The sequence below is a fragment of the Novosphingobium sp. SG751A genome (assembly GCF_013149295.1).
Taxonomy (GTDB): Bacteria; Pseudomonadota; Alphaproteobacteria; order Sphingomonadales; family Sphingomonadaceae; genus Novosphingobium.
The window spans coordinates 59,143-84,303 of sequence record NZ_JABGCB010000014.1 but is presented as its reverse complement, the minus strand read 5'-3'; the positions used below and the strand labels follow the sequence as shown (position 1 = coordinate 84,303).

The window sequence follows — 25,161 nt, the reverse complement described above, 5'->3', positions numbered from 1 at the left end:
AAACTTTCAGCAGCACTTCTTTCCCGTGCGCTTGCGCTCGCCGCCATGGCACCCTTTGACACAGCAGCCGGGGGTCTGTTTGCCGGGAATATCCTGCGGCCCAACCGGCACCGAGACGGTGCGCGTCACCCCATCGCCCGAGCAAATCGCGGCGACAATCGCCCCCTTCGCCGCTGCCGGGGCCACATTGAACACCGCCGGCGCCATCGCCACCAGCGCAAAGAGCGAAATCCGTCTCATCCGCGCTCGACCTTCTGCACGCCCTTGGTTTCGACCGGCAGTTCCTCGTCATCGATCAGGATGCGCGCGGCCGCCCCATCCAGATCCTCGAACTGGCCATTGCGCAGCGACCAGAAAAAAGCCACTAGCCCGCTCAACCCCATCAACAGGGCCACAGGGATCAGAAGAGCAAGACCGGTCATGCTTTAGGCTCCCGTGCCGCCATCGCCAGACGCAGCGAATTGCCGATCACAATCAGCGAGGAGGTGGACATGGCCACCGCCGCGATCAAAGGCGTGACCAGACCCGCCATGGCCATTGGCACAGCCAGCACATTATAGCCGATCGCCAGCACGAAATTCTGCCGCACCACACGCATCGTCGCCCGCGATGTGGCCATGGCGCGCGGAATGGCCAACAGCGAATCGGAGAGGAACACGAAATCCGCGGCCTGCCGCCCGACATCGCTGGCCGTGCCCGGCGCGATGGAAGCATGGGCGGCGGCCAGCGCCGGGCCATCATTGAGCCCATCGCCCGCCATCAGCACATTATACCCCGCGCCCTGCAAACGCTGGATCGCCTCCAGCTTGTCGGCGGGGCTGGCGTGGCCTTGCGCGGTCATATGCGTCGCGCGGGCCACCTCGGCCACGGCGCCCATCGCATCGCCCGACAGGATCGAAGGCTCAACCCCCATGGCGCGCATCCAGCCCAGCGCCTGATTGGCCTCGGGGCGCAGACGGTCGGCAAACAGGATCAGGCGTACCGGCATGCCTTCGATGTCCAGCGCGCTGGCCATGCCGCCGGTCGGCCCATCGGGGCGACGCAGCGCCACCGGACTGCCATGCCAGAGCGCATGAACGCCCTGCCCCGGCACTTCCTCAACCTGCGTCAATTCCGCCGCCGTCACGCCCCGCGCGCCCAGCGCCTCAACCAGCGCGCGGCTGAGCGGATGACGCGAATGGCTGGCCAGCGCGAGGGCAACCTGCGCGGCCTGCGCGGGCAGCGCATCCAAAGCCTGCGGATCGGGCGTCGGGCGACCCAGCGTCAGCGTGCCGGTCTTGTCCAGCAGCGCGCGGTCGATACGGGCCATGCGCTCCATCGCGCTGCCGTCCTTGACCATGATCCCGCGCCGCATCAGCGCGCCCGCGGCCACCACCTGCGCCACCGGCACGGCCAGACCCAGCGCGCAGGGGCAGGTGATGATCAGCACCGCAATCGCGATCTTCAGGCTTTCATAGGCCCCCGCGCCCGCCGCCATCCACCCGGCAAAGGTAAGCGCGGCCAGCGTATGCACGGCGGGCGCGTAAAGGCGGCTGGCGCGGTCGGCGATGCGGACATAGGCGCTGCGATGCTGGCCTGCCACCTCCATCGTGCGCGCGATTTCGGCCAGCGTGGTGTCCGATCCCGCCGCCGTCACGCGCACATCGACCGGCGCATCCATGTTCAACATGCCCGCATGCACGGCATCGCCCTGCGCCACCGGCACCGCCGCGCTCTCGCCGGTCAGCAGGCTGCGGTCGAAACGGCTGGCGCCGGAAACGATCTGACCATCGGCGGCCAGCCGCTCGCCCGAGGCGACACGCATCACCATGCCGGGCAACAGATCGCGCGCGGCAACCCAATCAACGGCTCCCTTGGCCACGATCATCGCACCGGGAGCGGCCTGACGCAGCAGCGCGTCCACCCCGGCCCGCGCGCGGTCGCGCATCATCGCGTCCAGCACGCGCCCCGCCAGCAGGAACAAGAGCAGCATCAGCGTACCGTCAAACCACGCCTCGGCACCATGCGTCAGCGTTTCATACAGGCTGAGCCCCGTGGCAAGGATCACACCGATGGAGATCGGCACATCCATATTGGTGCGCCCATGCCGCAGCGCGCCCCATGCCGAAACAAAGAACACCCGCCCCGCATAGAGGATCGCGGGAATGCCGATCGCGGCTGAGAGCAGATGGAACAGATCGCGCGTCGATCCTTCGGCCCCCGACCAGATGCTGACCGAAAGCAGCATGACATTCATGCAGGCAAAACCGGCCACCGCCAGCGGCGCCAGCAAGGGCTTGACCGCCGAGGGCGGCGGGGCCAGCTCCTCAACACGGGGCTGGCTGGGAAAACCGATGGCCGAGAGAGCCCCCACCATATCCGGCACGCCCAACGCCGCATCATGCGCCACATTGACCTGCCGCGCCGTCAGATTGACCCGCGCCGATTGCACGCCGGGCAAAGCGCCCAGCGCCCGCTCGACCTTGCCCATGCAACTGGCGCAATGCATCCCCGGTACCACCAGCGTGGTGGTCTCAATGCTCTCGCTCTGGGTCAGGGGCGGGGCGCTGGCCATCTCATGCTTCCTTGATCAGAGCATCTGCTGCAGGCGGACGGTGTGATGGCCCGCGGCATCATCGCCATCCAGCTTCAGACGCAGGCGCCAGCGGCCTTCGGGCAGCGGATCAATCGAGATCCAGCGCCCATCGCCCGCCTTGCGGAAGGAAACAGTGCGGTCGGCTTCCTGACCCAGCGGATGCCATGCCTCGCCGCCCAGCACCGCATGGTCGGGCCGCGCCTCGCCGATCAGCGATGCCGCAACCCGGCCATCGGCCTGACGCAGTGCGCTGACCTGCCAGCCCAGCGCCTTTTCCTTCGCCGCCTCGTTCAGCCACGTGTTGTAATGCTGGCTGGCGACATAGGAATTATCGACCACCACGCCACTGAAGCTGCTGCTGGCAAGGGTGGCCATATAGACGTTGACGACGATCACGATGCCGAAAAAGGCCACGAGGATCATGGTCATATGCCATCCGGTAAACCGGAAGGCAGGGCGGGAAACAGGAGCAGTCATAGCGGGGGCACTCCTATAATTATTCGGCGCCGGGGGCGTCAAAGCGGGTGTCATAGCTGACCTGACCGCCATCCTGATCCAGCGCGCGCAGGGTAAAGCTGAGCTTGCCCTCAGCGGTCCCGGCAGGCGCCGTCACATAGATCCTTAGCGGCGATGTGGTGTCGGCTGGAATGATCCGTGTCAAATCGCGCGCGGCCATGTCTTTTGCCATGTCCTCGCTCCACATCTTTGCGCCCGCCGGCCCGTCCAGCACCAGCTGCATCTTGCGCGGGCGGCCTTCCATGTTCTTCCAGCGCACAGCATAGGCATTGCGGATTTCGCCCGAGGACAGGATCATATAAGGCGGGTTGCGATCCTTGCTGACGGCGATGGAGATATGCTGGCGCGTACCCAGCGCAAAGAGCAGCGCCGCACCAATCGCCGACCAGATGCCAAGATAGATCAGCGTGCGCGCATGCCAGATCAGCTTCCAATGCGGCGTGGCGCTCTGCCCCTGCTTTTCGCGGGCCGAATCCTCCAGCGTCACATAGTCGATCAAACCGCGCGGGCGGCCCGTCTTTGCCATCACCCCGTCGCAGGCATCGATGCACAGCGCGCAGGTGATGCAGCCGATCTGCGGCCCTTCGCGAATGTCGATGCCGGTGGGGCAAACCGCCGCGCAAAGCCCGCAATCGATGCAATCGCCCAACGGCGCGCCGGTCGGGCTTTTCTTGCCTCGCGGCTCTCCGCGCCAGTCCTTATAGGTCACCAGCAGCGATTTTTCGTCCAGCATCGCCGATTGGATGCGCGGCCATGGGCACATATAGATGCAGACCTGTTCGCGCATGAAACCGCCGAACCACATGGTCGTCACGGTCAGCACAAAGACGGTCGAATAGGCGATGGAGGGCGCCTGAAGCGTGACGAATTCGCGCGCCAACGTCGGCGCATCGGCAAAATAGAAAATCCATGCGCCGCCCGTCGAAATGGAAATGAGCAGATAGATGCTCCATTTCCCCAGCCGCCGCACGATCTTGCCCGGCCCCCACGGGGCCTTGGCCAGCTTCATCTGCGCATTGCGGTCGCCGTCGATAAGGCGGTCGACATGCTGAAACAAATCGGTCCACACCGTTTGCGGACAGGCATAGCCGCACCATGCGCGCCCCACCGCCGATGTGACCAGAAACAGGCCGATCCCGGCCATGATGAGCAGGCCCGCGACGAAGTAGAACTCCTGCGGCCAGATCTCGATCGCGAACATATAGAAACGGCGGTGTTCAAGGTCGATCAGCACCGCCTGATCGGGGGAATAGGGCCCGCGATGCCAGCGCAGCCACGGGGTAATGTAATAGACGGCGAGGCAGAAGGTCATCACCGCCCATTTCAGGCGCCGGAAACGGCCGTCCACCGCGCGCGGATAGACGGCCTGGGTTTCCGCATGGAGCCGCTTCGGAGGCTGTCTGGTCAGCCCTTTGGGGTCCATGTTGGTCATTGTTTACTGTCCTGTACTTGCAGCATCAGCCGCGGGGGCCGCCGGAGCGGCAAAGGCTTCACCGCCACCAAGGCTGTGGACATAGGCCGCCAGCATCTTGATCGTGGCCGGGCTGAGACGGTTGCCCCAGGCGGGCATCACGCCAGCATGGGCATTGGTCACCGTTTCGGCAATCGCGGTGCGGCTGCCGCCATAGAGCCAGACCTTGTCGGTCAGGTTCGGCGCGCCGAACATGCGGTTACCCTTGCCGTCGGGATTGTGGCAGGCCACGCAATTGGCCGCAAACAGGGCCGCGCCGCGCTGAGCCGAGGCATTGCCCGGTTCCTGACCCGAGATCTGACGGACATAGCTGACCACGTCCTGCACATCGGCGGGTTTCAGGATGCCGTCACGGCCAAAGCTGGGCATCATGCTGGTGCGGGTGGCCGCGTCGCCGGGCTGGCGGATGCCGTGTTCCAGCGTGGTCTGGATGTCGGTCAGCGTGCCGCCCCACAGCCAGTCATCGTCGTTCAGGTTGGGATAGCCGATGGACCCGGCCGCGCCCGAACCGTGACAGGGCACGCAATTGACCTTGAAGGCCGCCTTGCCGCCCGCCACCGCCTTGGCCAGCAGTTCCGGGTTCTTGGGCAGGTCTTCAATCGGCGTTGCGTCCAATGCCGCCAGAACCGGCGCGCGGGCCGCCTTGGCCGCGTCCATTTCCGAGGCAAGCTGGCCGCGACTGGTCCAGCCGAAAGTGCCGTGGCTGCCTTCCTTGATGCCGGGAATGGCCGGATAGACCACGCAATAGCCAATCGCGAACACGATACAGGCATAGAACGTGTAGAGCCACCAAGTGGGCAGCGGAGTGTTCAACTCCTCGATGCCATCCCATTCATGGCCCATGGTTGCCGTGCCGGTCGGCTCGTCGATGCGCGGACCGGTTTCATTGTTTTCAGGTGCGGACATGATCGTCCTCCTCGAAAATCATGGTGGCGGCCTCGTCGCTGTTCTTGCGCCCGCCGGGGCGAAAGGGCCATGCGCAAAGCACCACAAAGCTGATCGTCATCGCCAGCAGCCCCCAGCTGTCGGCGAACTGGCGCAGGGCCTGATAGGTTTCGGTCTCGTTCACCGCCCCTTCTCCTTGGCCAGAGCTTCCTGAGCCGCCGCGCTTTCGGTATCCACAAAGGTGCCCAGCACCTGAAGATAGGCGATCAGCGCGTCCATTTCGGTCAGCTTCTTCGGATTGCCGTCAAAATCGCGCGCCTGCGCCTTGGGATAGCGCTTGATCAGGTCGGTGTTGTCGGCATCGGGGTTGGCCTGATTGAACAGGTCTTCCTTAGCCTTGGCAATATCGTCCTTGGTATAGGGCACGCCGGTGATGGCGAGCGACTTTACCTCGGCGGCGATGTCGGGCTTGGTCAGCTCGTTCTTGGCCAGGAACGCATAGTTGGGCATGATCGATTCAGGCACAACGCTGCGCGGCGCGGTCAGATGCTGCACATGCCATGCGTCCGAATATTTGCCGCCCACGCGGGCCAGATCGGGGCCGGTACGTTCGGACCCCCACTGGAACGGGTGATCATACATCGATTCGGCGGCAAGGCTGTAATGGCCATAGCGTTCGGTCTCGTCGCGGAACGGACGGATCATCTGGCTGTGGCACAGATAGCAGCCCTCGCGGACATAAATGTCGCGCCCGGCCTGTTCGAGCGGGGTGTAGGGGCGAACCCCCTTCACCTTCTCGATGGTGTTGTCGATCCAGAACAGCGGCGCGATTTCCACGATACCGCCCACCAGAACCACCAGCAGCGAGAGGACACCGAGCAACGTGATGTTCTTTTCAATGGCGCCGTGCCAGTGAAACGGTTGCTTGTCTTGGGTAGCCATGATCGGTCCCCCCCTTATTCGGCAGGCTGAGCGACGAGAGGCACGTCGTTCGCCTTGTTCTGTTCGATATTGTACAGCGGCGCTTCGGCGCGCAGCGGGCTGCCCGCGATGGTCTTCCAGACGTTGACCACCATGAAGAAGGCCCCCGACAGATAGAGCACGCCGCCAAGGCCACGCAGCACATACATCGGATGAATAGCGGGCAACACGTCGGCAAAGCTGTTGAGCAGATAGCCGTCGGCGCCATATTCACGCCACATCAGACCCTGCGTGATCCCGGCCACCCACATCGAGGCGGCATAGAACACGATACCGATCGTGGCGGTCCAGAAGTGCCAGTTGACCATGCGCAGCGAATAGAGCTGCGTGCGGTTCCACAGGCGCGGCGTCAGGTAATAGATGGCGCCAAAGGTCACCATGCCGTTCCAGCCCAGCGCGCCCGAATGAACATGGCCGATGGTCCAGTTGGTGTAGTGCGACAGCGAGTTGACGCTCTTGACCGACATCATCGGGCCTTCGAACGTGGACATGCCGTAGAAGGCAAGGCTCATCACGAACATGCGCAGGACCGGATCGGTACGCAGCTTGTCCCATGCGCCGTTCAGCGTCATCAGGCCGTTGATCATCCCGCCCCAGGACGGCATCCACAGCATCACAGAGAACACCATGCCCAGCGTCTGCGCCCAGTCGGGCAGCGCAGTATAGTGCAGGTGGTGGGGACCGGCCCAGATATAAAGGAAGATCAGCGCCCAGAAGTGGATGATCGAGAGGCGATAGGAATAGACCGGACGCTGGGCCTGTTTCGGCACGAAGTAATACATCATGCCAAGGAAGCCCGCGGTCAGGAAGAAGCCCACCGCATTATGGCCATACCACCATTGGACCAGCGCGCCCTGAACCCCCGCGAACCAGCTGATCGACTGGCTGCCAAGGAAGCTGACGGGGATGGTCAGGTTGTTGACCAGATGCAGCATTGCCACGGTGATGATGAAGGAGAGATAGAACCAGTTGGCGACATAGATATGCGGTTCGGACCGCTTGATGATCGTGCCGCCATAGACGACCAGATAAGACACCCAGACCACCGTCAGCCAAAGGTCGACGTACCATTCAGGCTCGGCGTATTCCTTGCCCTGCGTCACGCCCAGCAGGTATCCGGTGGCCGCCAGCACGATGAAAAGCTGATAACCCCAGAACACGAAACGGGCGAGGCCGGGGAAGGCCAGCCTCGCCCGGCAAGTGCGCTGCACGACGTAGAACGACGTGGCGATCAGCGCGTTGCCTCCAAAAGCGAAGATGACCGCAGAAGTATGCAGCGGGCGCATGCGGCCAAAATTGAACCAGGGCTCAAGGTTGATCTGCGGATAGGCCAGCTGAAAAGCGATGACGACGCCGACCAGAAAACCGGCAACGCCCCAGAAAACCGTGGCGATCACGCCCCAGCGGATCACATCGTCGTCATATTTCGATGCGTCCCCGGTGGGGGCGGCCAGCCCACGGCTCACCCGTTGATAGTCGGGCGAACGAATGGCGAAGATCAGACCGACAAGGCAGGCGACAGCCACCGTCGCTGCCTGGATGGCAAAGGCGGTGTCATGCGCGGCCACGCTGGCCATGATAGATAGAAGCAGAAGCACCAGCCAGATGCCTGCTCGCGAGACTAGGGTAACCATGAGCCTTCCCTCTCAGGTTTGTGGAAGCCTCGCCTATGAGCGGGGCCGGACCGGATCACATTGATTCCCGTCAAAAGCGCGGGCGCCGGCGAGAATTCATTTTCAGAATATCCTAAAACGGAAAATTTATGAAGCAGCGCAGATAGTTAATTGGTCCAATTGTGCATCTGCGATAGGGCGCCTATCCGCCCGGCGGCCGCTCTTTGCCCCCCTTGAGCGCAAGTTGATGGAATTTTGCCGATTCGCCGCCGGCCATGCTCCCAACCGGTGTGGCCGCCGACAGAATTGGTGCAGCATAAAAATTCCTGCTTATTAATATAGGGCTCTGTAGAGGCCCGATTTGCCGCAGTTGCGGCATGAATTGCGCAGGATCAATTCCGCCCTTGTCCGCGATCAATGCCCGGCGCCAAGTAAAGGCCCAAAGACGCATCAACGCCGCACAAGAACGGCTCGCACAGGGCGGGCTCGGCGGCGAAAGATGAGGGACTATGCGTAATTTCACCAAGGCTGCGGCCGCCCTGACCGCTCTTGCCGCCGCCGCCACGATGGCGGGCGCCGCCCATGCCGAGGGCAACGCAGATGGCAAGATCCAGTTCAAGGTGCTGGCAACCGCTGTGCTGCCGGATGGCGGGGTGAAGCAGGTCAAGACCGACGTTCTGAGCCTCGTGCCTGCCGCCGTTGGCAACACCGTGGCCAGCGACAACGTAACCCCGACCGTGGCGATCGAATATTTCTTCACGCCCAACATCTCGGTGGAAACCATTGCGGGCGTGACGGCGCACCATGTGTCGGCCTCGGCAGGCGCGCTTAAGGGCACCGAACTGATCAGCAAGATCCACATCGTTCCGGCCACGCTGACCGCCAAGTATCACCTGCCGCTGGGTCATGGCATCAAGCCCTATATCGGCGCCGGTCCCGCCCTCTTCATCGTGCTGGCCGACGAACCCAGCGCCGCGCTCAAAGCCGCGCTGCCCGCCGTCACCCGCACCAAGCTGAGCAGCGAATTCGGCGTGGCGCTTCAGGGCGGCATCGATATCGCGCTGGGCAAGGGCTATGGCCTGTCGTTCGACGCCAAGAAATATTGGGTCGGCACCAATGCCACCGTCTATGCCGGTTCGACCCAGGCGCTGGTGACCCGCCACAAGCTCGACCCCTGGGTGCTGAGCGCAGGCGTGTCCTATCGCTTCTAAGGCTTAACGGCTGCTCTGCCCGCCGTGGTCCTTGCGCCTGATCTTCTGGCTCTGGTCAGGCGCAAATCGGCGGGCAGACAGACAGGTCTGCCCAACAGGCGGCCGGACGGGTGAAATGTGGGAAGGCATGTTTCACCCGTCAAATCTGACGGATGAAAACCCGATCAGCCCGCTTCGGCGGTCAGCGCAAACCGATCGGTGATGATGACCTCGCGGCGCGAAGGCAGATCGATAATCCCCTCGCCGCGCAAACGGGTGAACTGGCGGCTGACCGTCTCAATGGTCAAACCTAGCACGTCGGCAATCTGCTGACGGCTGAAAGGCAGGACAAATCGGTTCGCCTTGCTCTCATCGCCCGGTTCGCACGTGGCCGGGGCCAGACGATCCGACAATTCGAGCAGAAAACTCGCCACCTTCTCGCTGGCCGACTTGCGGCCCAGCAGCAGCATCCAGCGCCGCGTGCGGTCCAGCTCGGTAAGCGTGCGTTGCAGCAGCTTATGCTCAAGGCCGGGATGCTCACGCGCGAAATTGTCGAAATCGCCCCGCGAAAACACGCAGACCCGCGCATCGGTCAGCGCCGTCACGCCATGGTTGGTCGTGCCGCCAAAGGGGCGGCCGATGAAATCGCTGGGGTAAACCACGCCAACAATCTGCTCGCGCCCATCCTCGGTGCCGGTCGAAAGCTTGAGCACGCCCTCGATCACATTGGCGACCAGAACAGAATCCTCACCCTCCCAGATCAGTGATTCGCCGGCGACAAGGCTGCGCCGCCGCCCAATCCCGTTGAGCGAGGAGAGTTCATCCTTATCCAGGGCCGAACAGATCGCCCGGTTACGGACAACGCATTGATCGCATGAAGACATGTATGCGTATCTAACAGCCTTGGCCCCTCCCGGCAATGCTGCACTTTGGTGGAGTATGGCGCGGGGCGTTTTATTTTAGAGTTTCTGTAAAGTGTAAATGGCGCCTCCGGCGGCCCTTTGCCCGCCGGAGGCGCCATTTACCCCCCGAAAAAACCTACAAAATATCCGCCATATCCTGCAACGCATGGCGCAATTTCTCGATAGCTTGCGCTTTTAGCTGATGTACGCGGGGGATAGACACGGACAGGACCTCGGCAATTTCGGCAAGGTTGAGTTCCTCGACGAAGTAGAGCTGGATCACCAATTGCAATCGTTCGGGCAGCTCGGCGATGGCGCCCGCCACGCTCTGGCGCAATTCCTCGTCGGCCAAGAGAGCCAGACTGTCTGGCGCATCGTCGGCAAAGGCCATATTGCTGTCGGAATAGGCGTCGTCGATGGCCTCGAAGCGCAGCGGCTCGGAAGAATTGCGCAAGGCTTCCAGCTCGCCCAGCGTGATGCCCAGCGCGCCGGACAATTCCACATCATAGGGTTCGCGCCCCAGTTTCCCGGTCAATTCCTGCGTCTTTTCCCGCATCAGCCGCCGCCGTTCGACCGCCCCGCGCGACAAAGGCACATGGCGGCGGATCAGATCGACCATCGCCCCCCTCACCCGCATCTTGGCATAGGCGGCAAAGCCGTCCTCGGTCGGCCCCTGATGGCGCTGGGCGCATTCGGTCAGGGCGACAAGGCCCGCCTGCATCAGGTCCTCGACCTCTATGCCGTCGCGGCCCGAGGATTGGAGGTGCCAGGCAAGGCGGCGCACCATCGGCATAAAGCGGCGAACCCGGTCGGCAATATCGCCGCCATAGGCCCGCGCCGCGCCGCCATAGGCGCGCACTGCCTCACCGGCGGGCCGTGATTTCGCAAAAGACTGAGGATCATGTTTCATGCGGCCATACTTTCAGAGGTCTGGCTGGAAGGGTCATAGTCGGGCGATGGCAGGCCCAGCGTTTGCGGGGCGGCTCCGCCGATCACCGCGATCACCTCGACAGGCTGGGTTTCGGGCAATTCGGCAATCGACATCACCACGCATCCGGGGGCGCGCAGCCGCAGCAGCGCGGCCAGCGGGCGGCGCAAACGCGGCTGGACGATCAGGGCAATGGTCGCCCCGGTGCCGCGCTCGGCCACGATGGCGCTGGCCTGCTCGCCAATGTTGCGCGCAAGATCGGGCTCGATGACGGGCTGGCCGCTGATCGGATCGACAAGGCCGCCCGCGATCATCGCCTCCAGCCCGGCGTCCAGCGTGACCACCGGCAGGCGTTCGCGCGGCGAACAGATGCGCCCGACGATCAACCCGCCCAGATCGGCCCGCACCAGATCGACGATGCGGTCATGGTCCTGCGTCTGCTGCACCGCCTGCGAGATCGAGGAAAGAATCGGCAGCGGATGGGACACCGAAATGCCATCCTCCAGCAGATTACGCAGCAGGCGCGTCACGGCGGCAAGACCGAGCGGCGAGGGATAGACCGTTTCAACCAGCCCCGCCGCGCGCGTCTTGATCGCCTCCAGCAGGGTTTTCACCTCGTCCGGCCCCATCAGCAGATGCGCGCGTTCGGACAAAAGCTGGTTCAATTGCGTGGCGATGATCGTTGAGGCGTCCACCGTCAGGAAACCCTCGGCAATCGCCAGATCGCGGCTGGCCGGATCGATCCACCATGCCGGACAGCCGAAGGTAGGATCGGTGGTCTGTTCGCCCTGAAGGCGGGCGTGGGGATTGGCCTCGCTGGCATCAATCGCCATCACCTTTTCCGGCCGCAGCGTCGCCCCGCCCAACGGCACGCCGCCCAGCAGGATGCGGTAATCATTGGGCGAAATGTCCAGCGAGTCGCGCACCCGGAATTGCGGCACGATGAAGCCGAAGCTCTGCGACAATTGCTTGCGCACGCCCGTTACCCGGCTGACCAGAGGTGACCCACGCCTTTCGTCAACCAACTGCACAAGGCCGTAGCCCAGCTCGATGGTGACAAGCGTGTGGTCGGACACGTCCTCCAGTTCGATGCGCGTGGGGTCGGCCTTGACGGCGGGCGCGGGGGCCGCCTGCGCAATCTTGCCCTTGGCCTCGCGCTCGCGCAGCTTTTTCCAGAGGAAGAAGGCCAGACCCGCCGCGGGCAGGAACACCGTCTGGGGCATGGCGGGGATCATACCGATCGCCCCCAGAATGCCCGCCACCGGCAACCATGTGCGCGAATCGGCAAATTGTCCGCCGATCTGCCCTGCCAGATCGCGGCTGTCGGTGACGCGGGTGACGATCACGGCGGCGGCGATGGAGAGCAGCAGCGCGGGCACCTGCGCCACCAGCGCGTCGCCGATGGAAAGGCTGATATAGCGGCTCGCCGCATCGCTGGCCGAGAGGCCGTGGGTGATCATGCCAAGGCAGAAACCGGCGATGATATTGACGCCGAGGATCAGCAAGGCGGCAATCGCATCGCCCTTCACGAATTTGCTGGCGCCATCCATCGAGCCATAGAAATCGGCCTCGGTGGTGATTTCGCGGCGGCGCGCGCGGGCATCGTCGGCAGTGATCAGTCCGCCCGCCAGATCGGCGTCGATGGCCATCTGCTTGCCCGGCATCGCGTCCAGCGTGAAGCGTGCCGACACTTCCGAAACGCGCCCCGCCCCCTTGGTGATGACCACCATGTTGATGATCATCAGAATCATGAACACGAACAGGCCGACCGCGAAATTGCCGCCGATCAGGAAGGCGCCAAAGGCCTCGATCACATGGCCCGCCGCCTCGGGCCCTTCATGGCCATGGACCAGCACCACGCGGGTCGATGCCACATTGAGCGCCAGACGCAGCAGCGTGGCAAACAGCAGGACGGTGGGGAAGGAGGAGAAGTCTAGCGGCTTTTCCGCATTCATCGATGCCATCAGCACCGCCACCGACAGCGCGATGTTGAACACGAAAAACACGTCCAGCATAAACGCCGGGATCGGCACCACCATCAGCACGATGATGGTCAAAATGCCAAAAGGCAGCGCCAGCTGGCGCGGGCTGGCGATGGTCAGCAGTTTTTCCATCGCTTACATCCCCATCGCGCGCAGGCGCCCATAGGCGTTGCGCACGAATTCGGGCGTAGCGCCATTTTCGCCGCCCAGCCCAAAGGTCGATTGCAACGTATCGGCCATCGAGCGCGAGGATGCGGCGGGCGCGGCCGCCTGCATCGCATTGAATTCGCGCGAGAGAGGCCCGCCCGTCTGCGACTGAGCGGTGGGCGCGGGCATGGGATCGACCGTTGCGCTCCATGCCATTCCGCCATTATCCATCCCGCCATAGGCCATCCCGCTGGCCATCATCGCATCCGCGCTAATGCCCTCTGCGGCCAGCGCGCCTTCCATTCGGCCCCGGATCAGCCCCATGACCGCGCCCACGCTGCGCGGGTTTCCGGCGTCATCGTAAAAGATCGAATGGTTGGCCGCGGCCGCGCGGGGCAGGATGCCCGCTGCCGACTGATCCGGGCTGGTGCTCAGGGCCGAAAGGAATTTGGCCGCGCCATCCGCGCCCAGAAAATGCGCGACATACAATTCGCTGGCATCCGGCGCACGGCCCAGCACAGAGGAAAGCGCATCGGCATTGTCGCTGGCCAGACTGGCCGCCATCATCGCCGAGGCATGGGGATCGCCGCGCAGGCCCAGCAGCGCCATGCGCCGGGCCGGATCGGTCATCGCCGCCCCCGTATCGCCCAGCCCCAGCATGTCGCCATGCTTTTGCAGCGTTTGCAGCCATGTGCTGTTGGTGAACTGATAAAGGCCGCTGGCGCTGGAGGCGCCGTTGCGGGCGGCAGGGTTCAGCCCCGATTCCAGCCGCGCCTGCGCCGCCAGATAGGAGAAGTCCACCCCCGTGGCCCCCGCCGCGCGGGCAATCGCCGCGCGGACATTGCCGCCGGATGCGCCATTGGCCGCCCCGCGGGCTGACTGGATCTTGTCGAGGCTGGCCGCCCACGAAGGAGGCGACATATCTGGCTGGCTCAAGCCCAACTCCCAAAGCAAAAGGTTCGGGAGTGGATTTTGCAAAAGCCGTGCCAATTGGGCCGAAAACCGCGCCCATCGGGCAAAGCGGCGCTTTATTGTGCCACAGCCGCGCCAACGCGGGCCGTGGGGGGCCATGTCCTACCCTCGGGCCCTACCCTCGGGCCGCCGCATAGGCATAGGCGGGCGTGTTGGCCCGCGCGCGATAGACCGAAGCACCGCCGGTAAAAGCCTCAAGCCGCGAGGCCACGTTGGCCGCGATCAGATTGCGCACCTGACGGTTGACTTCATTCATCTTTTTGGCCGCTTCGAGCAGACCGCGGCATTCATCGTCCAGCGCGGTCACCCCGGCCAGATCAATGGCGTCGCACATCGCGCTCTTGGCCGAGGCCGACCCCATGATCCCATCCAGATCGAGCCCGGCCAAAGCCTGCCGCTCCTCTTGCAGGACGGCAACCATTTGCCGCAGCGTGTCACGCAGATCGAAATGGGAAAGGGCCTGGCTCATGATCAAACTCTCAACATCATGCCAGCGGCGATCATGGCGTCGCTGATCTTGGTGGGGATGATGGGATAATTGCCGTCCTCGATGGCCTTGCGGATCGAGGCCACGCGATCGGTGTCCACGGGGGGATCGCCCGCGCTGATCGCGGTGGTGCTGACCACGGTGGCGCCATCGCCGTTCGCGGCCGACCCACCAACCGTCTGGGATGCATTGCGCGTATCGGTGGAAACCGAAGGCGAGGCAGCCGACGAGGTGGTGACGGGGCGCACCGCATTCACTTGTAATTTAGGCCCTGAACCAATGCCAGGGCCGGAACCGATGCTCGACATCGAACCGCTCCTTGCTTTCTACAAAGCCAAGAACGGAGGCGGTCTGTCGGTTTTAAGAGAGGGCGGCAAAATTTTGCGCGTTTTTGCCGGATGGGGGCGCAACAGGCCCCAAGGATGGGCGCCGTAATGACGGCCAATCGTGAAAAAGCGCTTAAAACGGCGGTCGAGACAAAAAAATGCATCACTCGCGCTGCTCTTTCTGCGCGTCATTCGCGCAACTCCACCTCAACCTCGCCGGGGCGGGTGATGCGCGCGCGCACGGCGTCGGTCTGGGAATAGGCGCCCGCGCCGCTGCGCAGGGTGCGCACCCGGATCCAGTCGCCCACCGCGCCCGCGTCCAGCGCCTCGCCCGGCTGCGATACGGCAAAGCCCTCGCCCACCACGGCAATCGTCACCGCCTCGCCCCGCGCAATGGCCGAGGGGCCGGTTTCGGCCATGCGCACCGGCACAAAAACCCGCCAACTGCCCGCATCGGGACATTGCACCAGCACCGCATCGCGGCGGCTGGTGCGCCAGCTGAGCGCGAGCGGGGACATGCAGGCATTGAGCCGCAACCGGCGATCCACCGGCATCATCGCCCCGCCATTCTGGCCGATGGCCTTGCCGGTAAATTCGGCCACTTCGCGGTCGATGGCGGTCAGATCAGCAAAGGGACTGGCGGCCTGCGCCCTGGCCGGGCCGATCCAGGCCAGAGCAGCCATCAGCAGCGCCGTGCGCAGGGTGAAGGGGATGAAAGCCTTGTTTCGCATGATCGTTCTTGCCCGGTGTAATGACACCCGGCGCGAAAAGACGCCGGATTCACGGGCAATCACTGCATATTCTGTGCCAATCAGGCCGGACCTTTATCATAGGCAAGCGCCGCCAGCGCCTCAATGCCCGGCGCCGAGGCGACCGGTTCGATCACAATGCGCGCCCGCGCACCCTTGCCGCCCGCCGCCGCGGCCATCTGCGCGGCAAGGCGCAGCGCCTCGGCTTGCGCTGCGGGGGGATAGCGCAGGGTGATCGAAAGCAACTGACGGCTGTCCGCCTGCTGCTCGGCCAGCCAGCGCGCCAGCGGCGGGCCGCCGGGCGCGGGGCGCCAGATGGCCAGAGGCTCGCTGATGGCGGGCGCAGCGCAGGCAGGCGGCGCAGGCGGGGGAGCGAGCCGAGGAGCGGTTTTGCGATCAGGCACATCGGCCATCGCGGCGGCCGTCACCATGAACAGGATCAGCGAGAGATCGGCCAGCATCGTCTGCCAGCCGACCGGCGAACGGGGCACAAACACGGCGCCGCCGCGCAGGCGGTCGCCGGGGCGCTCGGTCGGCCTCAACTGGATCATGCCGCCACGCCGGGATTATGGTGATGGCCGCGCCCCTCATGCTGTGGCACCATGGCGGGGGCAATCTCGGCCTCAAACCATTGGGCCAGCGCGTAGCGCGCGGCTTCCTCGGCGCGGGCATGGCGTTCGACCATCCGCGCCAGCGGGGCCAGCAGCAGATTGGCCAGCACCAACCCATAGAGCGTGGCATGGACCGCCATGCCGATCACGGCCAGATAGGCCCCGCGATCCACCCCTTGCGCGGGCATTTGCGACAGGGAAATCAGCGTTCCGGCCAGACCGAAGACCGGGGCCAGTTCGGTGGCCTGCATCAGCGTGCGGATCGCGGCCTCGACCGGACCGAGCCGCTTTTCGCGCGCATCGGCCAGCGCATCGTCAAAACGCGCCATCGAGCGGTGGGTCAGCAGCGCGTGAAGTGCATCGTCAAATTCGTCATCGCCGGTGCTGCGCGGATCGGCGCGCAACGGGCCATTGCGTTGAAAATCCTGCGCCGCGCGGGCCAAAGCCGCGCGCACCGCCTCGCTGTCAAAGCGGCTGGGCGCGAATAGCTGGCGCGTGGCGATGCGGATCGTGGCCGCCACATCCCCGCGCCCACAGCGCAGCACCGTGGCCAGCGCCGTGCCGCCCACGACAATCGCCAGCGTGGTGCCATCATAGAGGGCGGTAAGATCCATGCCTGTCCAAATCCTTTGCGATACACAGCCAAGAACGGCGCCCATCAGCGCAAATTCACCCCGCGGCCAGCAATTGCCGCCGCCCGGCAAAGCCTTGCCGCCCGGCATGGAGCGCTTGCCGTCCGGCCTGCGCCATCGTTGTTTTCCCGGTGTTTTGCCCATGCGTCCCGCAATTGGCACGGGCTTTGCAGTTCTGATGGTCCGGGCGTCCCGCCCCCCGTTTCAAACCGTGGAGCCACCTGATGAGCGATCCTGCCAGCAATACCGGACTGTTCGGAGTCCATGGCATGGCGCTGGAATTGCGGTCCCAGCGCATGGGGCTGATTGCCAGCAACATCGCCAATGCCGCCACGCCCAATTACAAGGCGCGCGACATTGACTTCAACACTGCGCTGGGTGCCCGGATCAAGGGCGCCAGCCAGGATCAGGCCACCGCCGCCGCCGTGCAATACCGCGTGCCGGTGATGCCCAGCCTGGACGGCAACACAGTGGAAATGGGCAATGAACAGGTCGCCTTTTCCCAGAATGCGGTGGGCTATGCCTCCACCCTCGCCTTCCTTTCCGACGATGTCGGCGAGGTCAAGCGCGCGATCAAGGGAGAATAAAGATGGCCGGAACCGACCTTAACATCTTTTCCGTCGCGGGCCGGGCCATGTCGGCCCAGCAGGTGCGGATGAATACGGCGGCCTCCAATCTGGCCAATGCCAGCGCGGTATCCGGCAAAGAGGCCGATGCCTATCGCCCGATCAAGGCGGTCTTTGCCACGCAGATGGATCAAGCCAGCGGCCTGTCCACGGTCAATGTGGCGGGCGTCGTGCGCGCCAATGCCACGCCGGTGCGCCAGCATGATCCGGGCAACCCCCTGGCCGATGAAAACGGCGATGTGTGGGCAGCCCCGGTCGATGAAAGCGCCGAGATGGTCGAGATGCTCGATTCCTCGCGCCAGTATCAGAACCTCGTCGAAACCCTCTCCACCGCCAAGCAGCTCATGCTCGACACCATAAGGATGAAGTGATGACCACCGTATCTTCAACCGGCACCACCAATTCAACCACCTCGACCTCCAGCACGGTGTCCAGCAACGGCGCCTCGACGCTGGGCTTCAAGGATTTCATCAGCCTGCTGACCAAGCAATTGACCACGCAGGATCCCACCGCCCCCACCGACAACAGCCAGATGGTGGCCCAGATGGCCCAGTTCTCGACTCTGTCGGGCATTACCCAGTTGAACACCACCGCCAGCACCGTGGCGTCCAAGCTGGGTTCGCTCGACAATCTGGCCTCGATGGGAAGCTCGCTGGAATCCATTTCCACCAAGCTGGATTCGATCCTCGCCGCCCAGCAGGCAGCCAATGGCGGCTCGACCACTGCCTAAAGCCTACGCCCCTTTTTGACGGAGACGCTTCATGTCTTTCTACACCAGCCTCACCGGCCTGAAAAACGCCCAGTCCGAACTCGACGTGCTCTCGCACAATATCGCCAACTCCAGCACAGTCGGCTTCAAGAAAAGCACGGCCTCGTTTTCCGACATCATCTCCTCCTCGATCCTGACCGACCCCAGCCTGACCATCGGCATCGGTTCGCGCCTGTCTTCGGTGAAACAGCAATTCTCGCTGGGCTCGATGACCCAGACCGGCAACACGCTGGATCTGGCGATCAACGGCGACGGGTTCTTCGTGGTCAAAAATCCGCTCTCGGGTGATGTCGGCTACACGCGCGCGGGCGCGCTCTCGGTCAGCCAGGACGGCTATATCAAGACCGATCAGGGCGACCGCCTTCAGGTCTATACCGCCGACTCCACCGGGGCAGTCTCCTCGACCACGCTGGGCGATTGCCAGATCCCCACGGCCAATCTGGCCGGATCCTCCTATTCGGGCATGACCGTGTCGAACACCGGCCAGATCATTGCGTCATTTGGCGATGGCACCACGCAATATCTGGGCGTGATCGGCCTTGCCACCTTTACCAACAACACCGGCCTGAAGCAGCAGGGCAGTTCGGTCTGGGCCGCCACCGGCCTGTCGGGCAATGCCTCGCTGGGCCAGCCCAAGACCGGTTCGTGGGGCGCGATCATGTCGGGCACGCTGGAACAGTCCAACGTCGATCTGGCCAGCGAAATGGTCTCGCTGATCGACGCGCAGCGCTATTTCCAGGCCAATTCCAAGGCGATCGACACCTTCACCCAGGTTTCGCAAAACATCATGAACCTGCGCACCAGCTAAATATAAAAAGGCATCGGGATGGACCGGCTGATCTATACGGCGGTTTCGGGCATGTCCGATTCGATGACGCGCGAACGTGTCATCGCCTCGAACATGGCCAATACCAGCACCATCGGCTTCAAGGCCGAAAAGCTCTTCACCACGCCCATCACGCTCAAAGGCCCGGCGCTGGAAGCGCGCGCCATGGCCGATGGTCAGGTCAAGAGCGCGGATATGTCAGCGGGCGACATCAACCAGACCGGGCGCAAGCTGGATATTGCGCTGCTGGGCGATGCGATGATGGCGGTGCAATCGGCCGACGGCACCGAAAGCTATACAAGGCGCGGCGATCTGACTGTTTCGCCCACGGGCGTTCTGGAAAATGGCGATGGGCGCCCGGTGATCGGCAATGGCGGCCCCATCACCGTGCCGCTGGACGCCCAGATCACCATCGGCCCGGACGGCATGGTGTTGGTGGCCAACACCGAAAACCCCAATCTGCCGCCCCAGCCCACCGACCGGATCAAGCTGGCCAGCACATCAGGCACCACCATCGCCAAGGGGCTGGACGGCCTGTTTCGCGTGGTGGGCGGAGGCGTCTTGCCCGCCGATGAAAATGCGCGGGCCGTTGCGGGCGCTCTGGAACAATCCAACGTCAACCCTTCCGAGGTGCTGACCCAGATGATCCAGGCCCAGCGCCTGTATGACATCCGCACCAAGCTGATCGCCACGGCCAAGGAGGTGGACCAGTCGGGCACCTCGCTGCTGCGTCTTTCCGGCTCCTAAGCCCTCAATCGTTTAAGAAAGGAAGCGCCCGATGCCTTCAACCGCTCTTCAAGTCGCCCGCACCGGTCTGGATGCGCAAGACACCAGAATGCGCGTCATTGCCAACAATCTGGCCAATGTCAGCACCACCGCCTTCAAACGCGACCGCGCCAATTTCGCCACGCTGGCCTATCAGGACATGCGCGTGGCGGGGCAAGCCTCGTCCAACCAGACCAATTACGCCACGGGGCTGAACCTTGGTACGGGCGTTGGCGTGCAGTCGACCACCCGCGTGGATCAGCAAGGCACGATCAATTCGACCGGCAATGCGCTGGATCTGGCGATTTCGGGCAATGGCTATTTCCAGATCCTGCTGCCTTCAGGGCAATTATCCTATACGCGCGCGGGCAATTTCAGCCTCTCGGCCGAAGGGCAGCTCGTCACCTCGCAGGGCTATGTGGTCCAGCCCGCGATCACCATCCCCAATGGCGCCGGATCGATCACCGTGGCCAAGGACGGCACGGTTTCCGCGCTGCTGCCCGGATCGACGGCCGCAACGCAGGTGGGCCAGTTGACCATCGCCAGTTTTGCCAATCCGGCCGCTCTTCAGGCCGCCAGCGACAATCTCTATTCCGAAACACTGGCCAGCGGCCCGGCCCAGATCGGGGCGGCGGGCACGGCGGGGCGCGGCGACATTTCGCAGGGCAGCCTTGAAGCCTCCAACGTCAACATCGTCACCGAGCTGGTCGACATGATCGAATGCCAGCGCGCCTATGAGATCAATTCCAAGATGATCTCGGCGGTCGATGACATGCTCAAGAACGCGAACCAGACGCTGTGAGGCACGACATGACCCTGCGCCCCCTGCTGCTGGTCCTGACGGCGGCGCTGGCCATGCCCGCGCCTGCGCAGGCCGGGCGCCGCCCCGCGCCCGGCTTCGAGGCCACGCTGCCCACGCCCCCCGCCATGGCCCCTACCGAGGGCGCGATCTTTATCGCCGCCGCCGGTTACGCCCCGCTGGTGTCGGGCGCACGGGCACAGCGGGTGGGCGATGTGCTGACCATCCTCCTGAATGAGAACACATCCACCGCCAAGACCAGCACCAACAAGACCCAGCGCAGCGGCAGCGCCAATATTGCCGCGCCCACGCTCGGTCCGCTCTCAATGAGCTCGACGCCCCTTAATGCTTCGTCCTCCGGGTCGTTCAATGGTCAGGGCAATGCGACGCAGACCAATTCCTTCAACGGAATGATCTCTGTGACCATTGCCGAGGTTCGACCCAACGGCACCGCGCTGGTGCGAGGAGAAAAACGCATGCTGCTGGCACAGGGCAAGGAGTGGATCCAGTTTTCCGGCATCGTGCGCCTTGCCGATGTGGACGCGGCCAATCAGATTCAGTCGGGCCAGGTGGCCGATGCGCGGATCGAATATGCAGGCAACGGCAGCGTGGCGCAGAGCGCGCGCGAAGGCTGGCTGTCAAAATTTTTTAGCTATATCAGCCCGTTTTGAGGTCGATCATGCGTATCATCTCTCTCCTTGTCGCCCTTCTGGCGCTTTGCTCGGCCCCGCTTCATGCCGAACGGGTGCGCGACATCGGCACGTTTCAGGGCGTGCGTTCCAACCAGCTTACCGGCTATGGCATCGTGGTCGGGTTGGACGGCACCGGCGATGATACGCTCGATTATCTGACCCAGGCGATGAAGGGCGTGTCGGGCCGGATGGGCCTGCAATTGCCGCCCGGCGTCAATCCGGGGCTGAAAAATGCCGCCGCCGTGATGGTGACCGCCGACCTGCCCGCCTTTTCCAAGCCGGGCCAGCGCATCGACATCACCGTTTCGGCCATCGGCAAGGCCAAGAGCTTGCGCGGCGGGGCGCTGATCCTGACGCCGCTGTATGGCGCCGACGGCCAGATCTATGCGATGGCGCAGGGCAATCTGGCGGTGGGCGGCCTTGGCATTGCCGCGCGCGACGGGTCGCAGCTTTCTGTCAATATTCCCACCACGGGCCGCATTGCCGAAGGGGCCAGCGTCGAACGCGCGGTCAACACCGGGTTCGAAAAGGCGCCCATCCTGCGCTATAACCTCAACACCGCCGATTTCCTGACCGCCCAGCGCGTGCGCGATGCGATCAACCTGCGCTATCCCGGCATGGCCAGCGCGGAGGATGCCGTGACGGTTGCCCTGCGCATGCCCGATGGGGCCGATACGCGCTCGTCCATGCTGGCCGCGATCGAGATGATCAATGTCAGCCCCGCCGAGGCCGCCGCCAAGGTCATCGTCAACAGCCGCACCGGCACCGTGGTCATCAACAGCGCGGTGCGCCTGTCGCCCGCCGCCGTCAGCCACGGCAAGCTGACCGTGCGCATTGACGAGAAATCCCGCGTGACCCAGCCCGCGCCCTTTTCCAACGGCCGCACCGCCGTCACGCCCAACAGCAATATCACTGCCGAGGAAGAAAAGGCCCATGTCGCGCTGCTCAAAAACGGCGCCTCGCTGTCAAAGATCGTCGATGCGCTCAATCTGCTGGGCGTCACGCCCTCCGATCTGGTGGCCATCCTCGAAGCCTTGAAAGAGGCCGGCGCGCTCAAGGCGGAAATGGTGGTGATATGAGCGATACAACCATCTCGGGCACCGCGTCAGTGTCCTCGAACGGCGCCTCGCCCCAGCCGACCAAGGCCCAGATCCACGAGGCGGCGCAAAAGTTCGAGGCGCTGATGCTGCGCCAAATGCTGGCGCAGGCGCGCAAGGTCGATTTCGGCAACAGCTTGTTCGACCAGAAAGCGACCGAAAATTTTCGCGACATGCAGGACAGCAAAATGGCCGACACCATGGCGCAGCGGGGCACTTTGGGCTTTGCGCGCATGATCGAGGCCCAACTTGCCCGCCAGACCGGCGCGGGCAACGGAGAGTGAGCCGATGAGTGCCAACATGATCGCCATTGCGTCGAGCGGCCTGCGCGCCGCGCGCGCCGCGCTGGAAGTGACATCGCAGAACATCGCCAATGCCGGCACCGAAGGCTATGTCCGGCGCAGCGTCTCGCTGAGCGAACTGTCGGCCAGCAATCTGCGCTCCAGCTATGGCGAGGTCTCGCAACTGGGCGTGCGAGTCAGCGGGATCACGCGCAATGTCTCGGGCTTTGATCAGGCCGAGGTGCGCCGCACCACGGCGGATGCGGCCCGCGCCGACACGCTGGTCGAGGGACTAACCCAATTGTCCGATACGGCGGACAATTCGGGCGTTTTTACCGCGATCACCGGTTTCCAGTCAGCCCTCTCGCAAATGACTGCCAGCCCGGCCAATTCCTCGCTGCGCGCCAATGTGGTCGAGGCCGCGCGCACGATGGCGCAAAGTTTCAACGCGGCCAACAGCGGGCTGCAATCAGCCGTCACGGGCATGCAGGACGAGGCCGCCAGCGGGGTCAAGGATCTCAACGATCTGGCCGCCAATCTCGCCCAGGTCAATATCCGCATCTCGGGCGATACCGACCCTGCCAACAACAGCGCGGGCCTGCTCGACGAACGCGACACCATCCTGCAAAAGATGGCCGCGATCAGCAATATCAGCACCACGGTCAATTCGGACAACACCGTCACCGTGCAACTGGGCAGCGGCACGGGCACCACGCTGGTCGATCACGGCAAATCCGGCACGCTGACGATGGCCAAGGCCGGCGACGGCAATGTCTCCTTTACGCTGACCGACACGGCGGCCGCCACCACCGCGATCACCCCCACGGGCGGATCGCTGGCCGGACAGCAGCAGGCGATCAGTTCGGGCGTGACCGCGCTGGGCGGCCTGGACACGGTGGCCACGTCGATGATGTCCACGATCAACACGGCGCAGGGCAATGGCGTCGATCTGACCGGGGCGCCCGGCACGGCGATGTTTACCGGCAATGGCGCGGCCGACATGGCCATGGTGCTGACCGGCCCCGGCCAATTGGCCGCCGCATCGGCCGGATCGACCGCCAGCAGCCAGAACGGCACCAATCTGAGCGCGATGATCAGCTCTCTGGGCAGCGCCAATGTCTCGGGCAAGATGAACGACTATCTGTTCGGCCTGTCGAGCGCGGTTTCCAGCAACACCACGATGCGCGACGCCTTCGACACGATCGCCTCGAATGCCAAGACCTCGCTGGCCGCGGCATCGGGGGTCGATCTGGATACCGAGGCGGCGGCTCTCATAAAATACCAACAGGCCTATCAGGCTTCGGGCAAGATTATTCAGATAGCATCGACCCTCTTCGATCAATTGCTGAATCTGTAACGGGAAGGCCAAGCACCATGACCAATGTCAGCACCAGCGCCTTTTACCAGAACGCCATCTCCTCGATGACGGACCTGCGCAGGCAGACCGAAAAGCTGCAGGCCCAGATCAGCACCGGCAACACGATCCAGCATTCGCGCGACAATCCGCTGGCTGCGGCCCAAATGCGCGCGCTTCAGGCCGCCGATACGCTGGCAAGCGCCGACAAGGCCAATGCGAACGCGGCCAAGACGCAGCTGACCCAGACCGACGATACGCTCAGCCAGTTCACCGACATCCTCTCGCAGATCACCACGCTGACCACGCAGGCCGCTTCCTCGACGCTGAATGACAGCCAGCGCGCCTCGGTGGGCCAGCAGATCGGCGCCTTTTACGAAAGCCTGACCAGCCTGGCCAACACCAAGGACGCGCAGGGCAACCCGCTGTTTGGCGGACAGGCCACCGGCAACGCCTATACATTCGACCCCACCACCGGCGCCCCCTCCTATAATGGAACCGGCACCGCCTCCACGCTCTCGCTGGGGCCGGGGCTTTCGGTGACGACCGGGGTGACGGGGCCGGAGTTTCTGGATTTCCAATCGGGCGGCGTGTCGAAAAATCTGCTGACCACGGTCAAATCGCTGGCCGATGCGCTGCAAAACCCGGCCTCGACCGCCGCCGCCGTCGCCACGGCCAAAAGCGCGCTCGACGATCTGGGCGCGGCCACATCCTCGGTGTCGGCCAGCCAGACCGTGGTGGGCGCGCGGCTGGACTGGATCAACACCACCACCAATATGCAAACCCAGACCGCCACCCAGCGCGCCACGCGCGAGGCCGATGTGGGGGGCACCGATCTGGCCGCGACCATCGCCAAGCTGAGCCAGCAGATGACCGTGCTGGAGGCGGCGCAGTCCAGCTTTGTAAAAGTGGCCAATCTTTCGCTCTTCTCGATGCTGAACTGATTGGTCCGCATAGTTTCTTCTCTCGCCAGGTCGCGTGACGC

The 25,161-nt window shown here is 64.0% G+C and carries 30 protein-coding genes; 12 read left to right on the top strand and 18 right to left on the bottom strand.

The window, feature by feature from the left end; translation table 11 throughout:
• Positions 1-6 precede the first annotated feature (6 nt).
• Genes FHW96_RS18745 through ccoN form a run of 9 tightly spaced genes read right to left on the bottom strand, consistent with a single transcriptional unit; the run spans position 7 to position 8,062 of the window.
• Positions 7-240 carry a hypothetical protein gene (locus FHW96_RS18745; protein ID WP_172342105.1) on the bottom strand — a complete coding sequence of 78 codons (234 nt, stop codon included), beginning with the start codon at positions 238-240 and terminating at the stop codon, positions 7-9.
• Positions 237-422, bottom strand: a complete 186-nt coding sequence (gene ccoS / locus FHW96_RS18740; protein WP_172342104.1) for a cbb3-type cytochrome oxidase assembly protein CcoS — start codon at positions 420-422, stop codon at positions 237-239. The genes FHW96_RS18745 and ccoS overlap by 4 nt, the downstream gene beginning before the upstream one ends.
• The gene (locus FHW96_RS18735) at positions 419-2,554 is read right to left on the bottom strand and encodes a heavy metal translocating P-type ATPase (protein WP_172342103.1); all 2,136 of its coding nucleotides are present in this window, start codon (positions 2,552-2,554) and stop codon (positions 419-421) included. The genes ccoS and FHW96_RS18735 overlap by 4 nt, the downstream gene beginning before the upstream one ends.
• A gap of 15 nt (positions 2,555-2,569) precedes the next feature.
• Complete coding sequence (locus FHW96_RS18730; RefSeq protein WP_172342102.1) at positions 2,570-3,052, bottom strand: FixH family protein; 483 nt, start codon at positions 3,050-3,052, stop codon at positions 2,570-2,572.
• Positions 3,053-3,071: 19 nt separating this feature from the next.
• Positions 3,072-4,523 carry a cytochrome c oxidase accessory protein CcoG gene (ccoG, locus tag FHW96_RS18725; protein ID WP_253951066.1) on the bottom strand — a complete coding sequence of 484 codons (1,452 nt, stop codon included), beginning with the start codon at positions 4,521-4,523 and terminating at the stop codon, positions 3,072-3,074.
• 3 nt (positions 4,524-4,526) lie between these two features.
• Positions 4,527-5,468 carry a cytochrome-c oxidase, cbb3-type subunit III gene (ccoP, locus tag FHW96_RS18720; protein ID WP_172342101.1) on the bottom strand — a complete coding sequence of 314 codons (942 nt, stop codon included), beginning with the start codon at positions 5,466-5,468 and terminating at the stop codon, positions 4,527-4,529.
• A complete protein-coding gene (locus FHW96_RS18715; protein ID WP_172342100.1) occupies positions 5,455-5,631 on the bottom strand; it encodes a cbb3-type cytochrome c oxidase subunit 3 in 177 nt (58 codons plus the stop codon). Before FHW96_RS18715 ends, ccoP begins: the two co-directional genes overlap by 14 nt.
• On the bottom strand, positions 5,628-6,389 hold the full coding sequence (gene ccoO, locus FHW96_RS18710) for a cytochrome-c oxidase, cbb3-type subunit II (protein WP_172342099.1): 762 nt from the start codon (positions 6,387-6,389) through the stop codon (positions 5,628-5,630). The genes FHW96_RS18715 and ccoO overlap by 4 nt, the downstream gene beginning before the upstream one ends.
• Positions 6,390-6,403: 14 nt before the next feature.
• Positions 6,404-8,062, bottom strand: coding sequence for a cytochrome-c oxidase, cbb3-type subunit I (gene ccoN, locus FHW96_RS18705; protein WP_172342098.1), 1,659 nt, complete (start codon positions 8,060-8,062; stop codon positions 6,404-6,406).
• A 488-nt stretch (positions 8,063-8,550) separates the two neighbouring features.
• Here ccoN and FHW96_RS18700 point away from each other — a divergent pair, with 488 nt between their 5' ends.
• A complete protein-coding gene (locus FHW96_RS18700) occupies positions 8,551-9,252 on the top strand; it encodes an OmpW family protein (RefSeq protein ID WP_172342097.1) in 702 nt (233 codons plus the stop codon).
• 164 nt (positions 9,253-9,416) lie between these two features.
• On the opposite strand, the gene FHW96_RS18695 is transcribed toward FHW96_RS18700, so the two are convergent.
• The 9 genes from FHW96_RS18695 to FHW96_RS18655 all read right to left on the bottom strand — a co-directional run bounded on the left by FHW96_RS18695 (position 9,417) and on the right by FHW96_RS18655 (position 16,949).
• Positions 9,417-10,115, bottom strand: coding sequence for a Crp/Fnr family transcriptional regulator (locus tag FHW96_RS18695; protein WP_172342096.1), 699 nt, complete (start codon positions 10,113-10,115; stop codon positions 9,417-9,419).
• A gap of 154 nt (positions 10,116-10,269) precedes the next feature.
• On the bottom strand, positions 10,270-11,043 hold the full coding sequence (locus FHW96_RS18690; protein ID WP_172342095.1) for a sigma-70 family RNA polymerase sigma factor: 774 nt from the start codon (positions 11,041-11,043) through the stop codon (positions 10,270-10,272).
• The gene (locus FHW96_RS18685) at positions 11,040-13,175 is read right to left on the bottom strand and encodes a flagellar biosynthesis protein FlhA (RefSeq protein WP_172342094.1); all 2,136 of its coding nucleotides are present in this window, start codon (positions 13,173-13,175) and stop codon (positions 11,040-11,042) included. The genes FHW96_RS18690 and FHW96_RS18685 overlap by 4 nt, the downstream gene beginning before the upstream one ends.
• A gap of 3 nt (positions 13,176-13,178) precedes the next feature.
• Positions 13,179-14,126 (bottom strand): transglycosylase SLT domain-containing protein, encoded by a 948-nt coding sequence (locus FHW96_RS18680; protein ID WP_253951065.1) that lies wholly within the window; start codon positions 14,124-14,126, stop codon positions 13,179-13,181.
• 151 nt (positions 14,127-14,277) lie between these two features.
• Positions 14,278-14,631: a flagellar protein FlgN gene (locus FHW96_RS18675; RefSeq protein WP_172342093.1), complete on the bottom strand. Its 354-nt coding sequence runs from the start codon at positions 14,629-14,631 to the stop codon at positions 14,278-14,280.
• A 2-nt stretch (positions 14,632-14,633) separates the two neighbouring features.
• Positions 14,634-14,957: a flagellar biosynthesis anti-sigma factor FlgM gene (gene flgM / locus FHW96_RS18670; RefSeq protein ID WP_172342092.1), complete on the bottom strand. Its 324-nt coding sequence runs from the start codon at positions 14,955-14,957 to the stop codon at positions 14,634-14,636.
• A 206-nt stretch (positions 14,958-15,163) separates the two neighbouring features.
• On the bottom strand, positions 15,164-15,706 hold the full coding sequence (locus tag FHW96_RS18665) for a flagella basal body P-ring formation protein FlgA (protein WP_253951064.1): 543 nt from the start codon (positions 15,704-15,706) through the stop codon (positions 15,164-15,166).
• Positions 15,707-15,786: 80 nt separating this feature from the next.
• On the bottom strand, positions 15,787-16,275 hold the full coding sequence (locus FHW96_RS18660; protein ID WP_253951063.1) for a hypothetical protein: 489 nt from the start codon (positions 16,273-16,275) through the stop codon (positions 15,787-15,789).
• Positions 16,272-16,949, bottom strand: coding sequence for a MotA/TolQ/ExbB proton channel family protein (locus FHW96_RS18655; RefSeq protein ID WP_172342091.1), 678 nt, complete (start codon positions 16,947-16,949; stop codon positions 16,272-16,274). The genes FHW96_RS18660 and FHW96_RS18655 overlap by 4 nt, the downstream gene beginning before the upstream one ends.
• Positions 16,950-17,191: 242 nt before the next feature.
• Between FHW96_RS18655 and flgB the strand changes: the two genes are divergently transcribed.
• Genes flgB through flgL form a run of 11 tightly spaced genes read left to right on the top strand, consistent with a single transcriptional unit; the run spans position 17,192 to position 25,120 of the window.
• Positions 17,192-17,554 (top strand): flagellar basal body rod protein FlgB, encoded by a 363-nt coding sequence (gene flgB, locus FHW96_RS18650; RefSeq protein ID WP_172342090.1) that lies wholly within the window; start codon positions 17,192-17,194, stop codon positions 17,552-17,554.
• 2 nt (positions 17,555-17,556) lie between these two features.
• The gene (gene flgC / locus FHW96_RS18645; protein ID WP_172342089.1) at positions 17,557-17,964 is read left to right on the top strand and encodes a flagellar basal body rod protein FlgC; all 408 of its coding nucleotides are present in this window, start codon (positions 17,557-17,559) and stop codon (positions 17,962-17,964) included.
• A complete protein-coding gene (locus FHW96_RS18640; protein ID WP_172342088.1) occupies positions 17,964-18,323 on the top strand; it encodes a flagellar hook assembly protein FlgD in 360 nt (119 codons plus the stop codon). Before flgC ends, FHW96_RS18640 begins: the two co-directional genes overlap by 1 nt.
• Before the next feature lie 31 nt (positions 18,324-18,354).
• Entirely contained in the window at positions 18,355-19,170 is an 816-nt protein-coding gene (locus tag FHW96_RS18635; RefSeq protein WP_172342087.1) for a flagellar hook-basal body protein, read from the top strand.
• Between the two features lie 18 nt (positions 19,171-19,188).
• Positions 19,189-19,935: a flagellar basal body rod protein FlgF gene (locus FHW96_RS18630; protein WP_172342086.1), complete on the top strand. Its 747-nt coding sequence runs from the start codon at positions 19,189-19,191 to the stop codon at positions 19,933-19,935.
• Between the two features lie 31 nt (positions 19,936-19,966).
• A complete protein-coding gene (gene flgG / locus FHW96_RS18625; RefSeq protein ID WP_172342085.1) occupies positions 19,967-20,755 on the top strand; it encodes a flagellar basal-body rod protein FlgG in 789 nt (262 codons plus the stop codon).
• Between the two features lie 8 nt (positions 20,756-20,763).
• Positions 20,764-21,423 (top strand): flagellar basal body L-ring protein FlgH, encoded by a 660-nt coding sequence (locus FHW96_RS18620; protein ID WP_172342084.1) that lies wholly within the window; start codon positions 20,764-20,766, stop codon positions 21,421-21,423.
• A gap of 8 nt (positions 21,424-21,431) precedes the next feature.
• Complete coding sequence (locus FHW96_RS18615) at positions 21,432-22,523, top strand: flagellar basal body P-ring protein FlgI (protein ID WP_172342083.1); 1,092 nt, start codon at positions 21,432-21,434, stop codon at positions 22,521-22,523.
• Positions 22,520-22,825, top strand: coding sequence for a rod-binding protein (locus tag FHW96_RS18610; RefSeq protein WP_172342082.1), 306 nt, complete (start codon positions 22,520-22,522; stop codon positions 22,823-22,825). The genes FHW96_RS18615 and FHW96_RS18610 overlap by 4 nt, the downstream gene beginning before the upstream one ends.
• A gap of 4 nt (positions 22,826-22,829) precedes the next feature.
• The gene (flgK, locus tag FHW96_RS18605) at positions 22,830-24,179 is read left to right on the top strand and encodes a flagellar hook-associated protein FlgK (RefSeq protein WP_172342081.1); all 1,350 of its coding nucleotides are present in this window, start codon (positions 22,830-22,832) and stop codon (positions 24,177-24,179) included.
• A 17-nt stretch (positions 24,180-24,196) separates the two neighbouring features.
• Complete coding sequence (gene flgL, locus FHW96_RS18600; RefSeq protein WP_172342080.1) at positions 24,197-25,120, top strand: flagellar hook-associated protein FlgL; 924 nt, start codon at positions 24,197-24,199, stop codon at positions 25,118-25,120.
• The last annotated feature ends 41 nt before the right edge of the window (positions 25,121-25,161 follow it).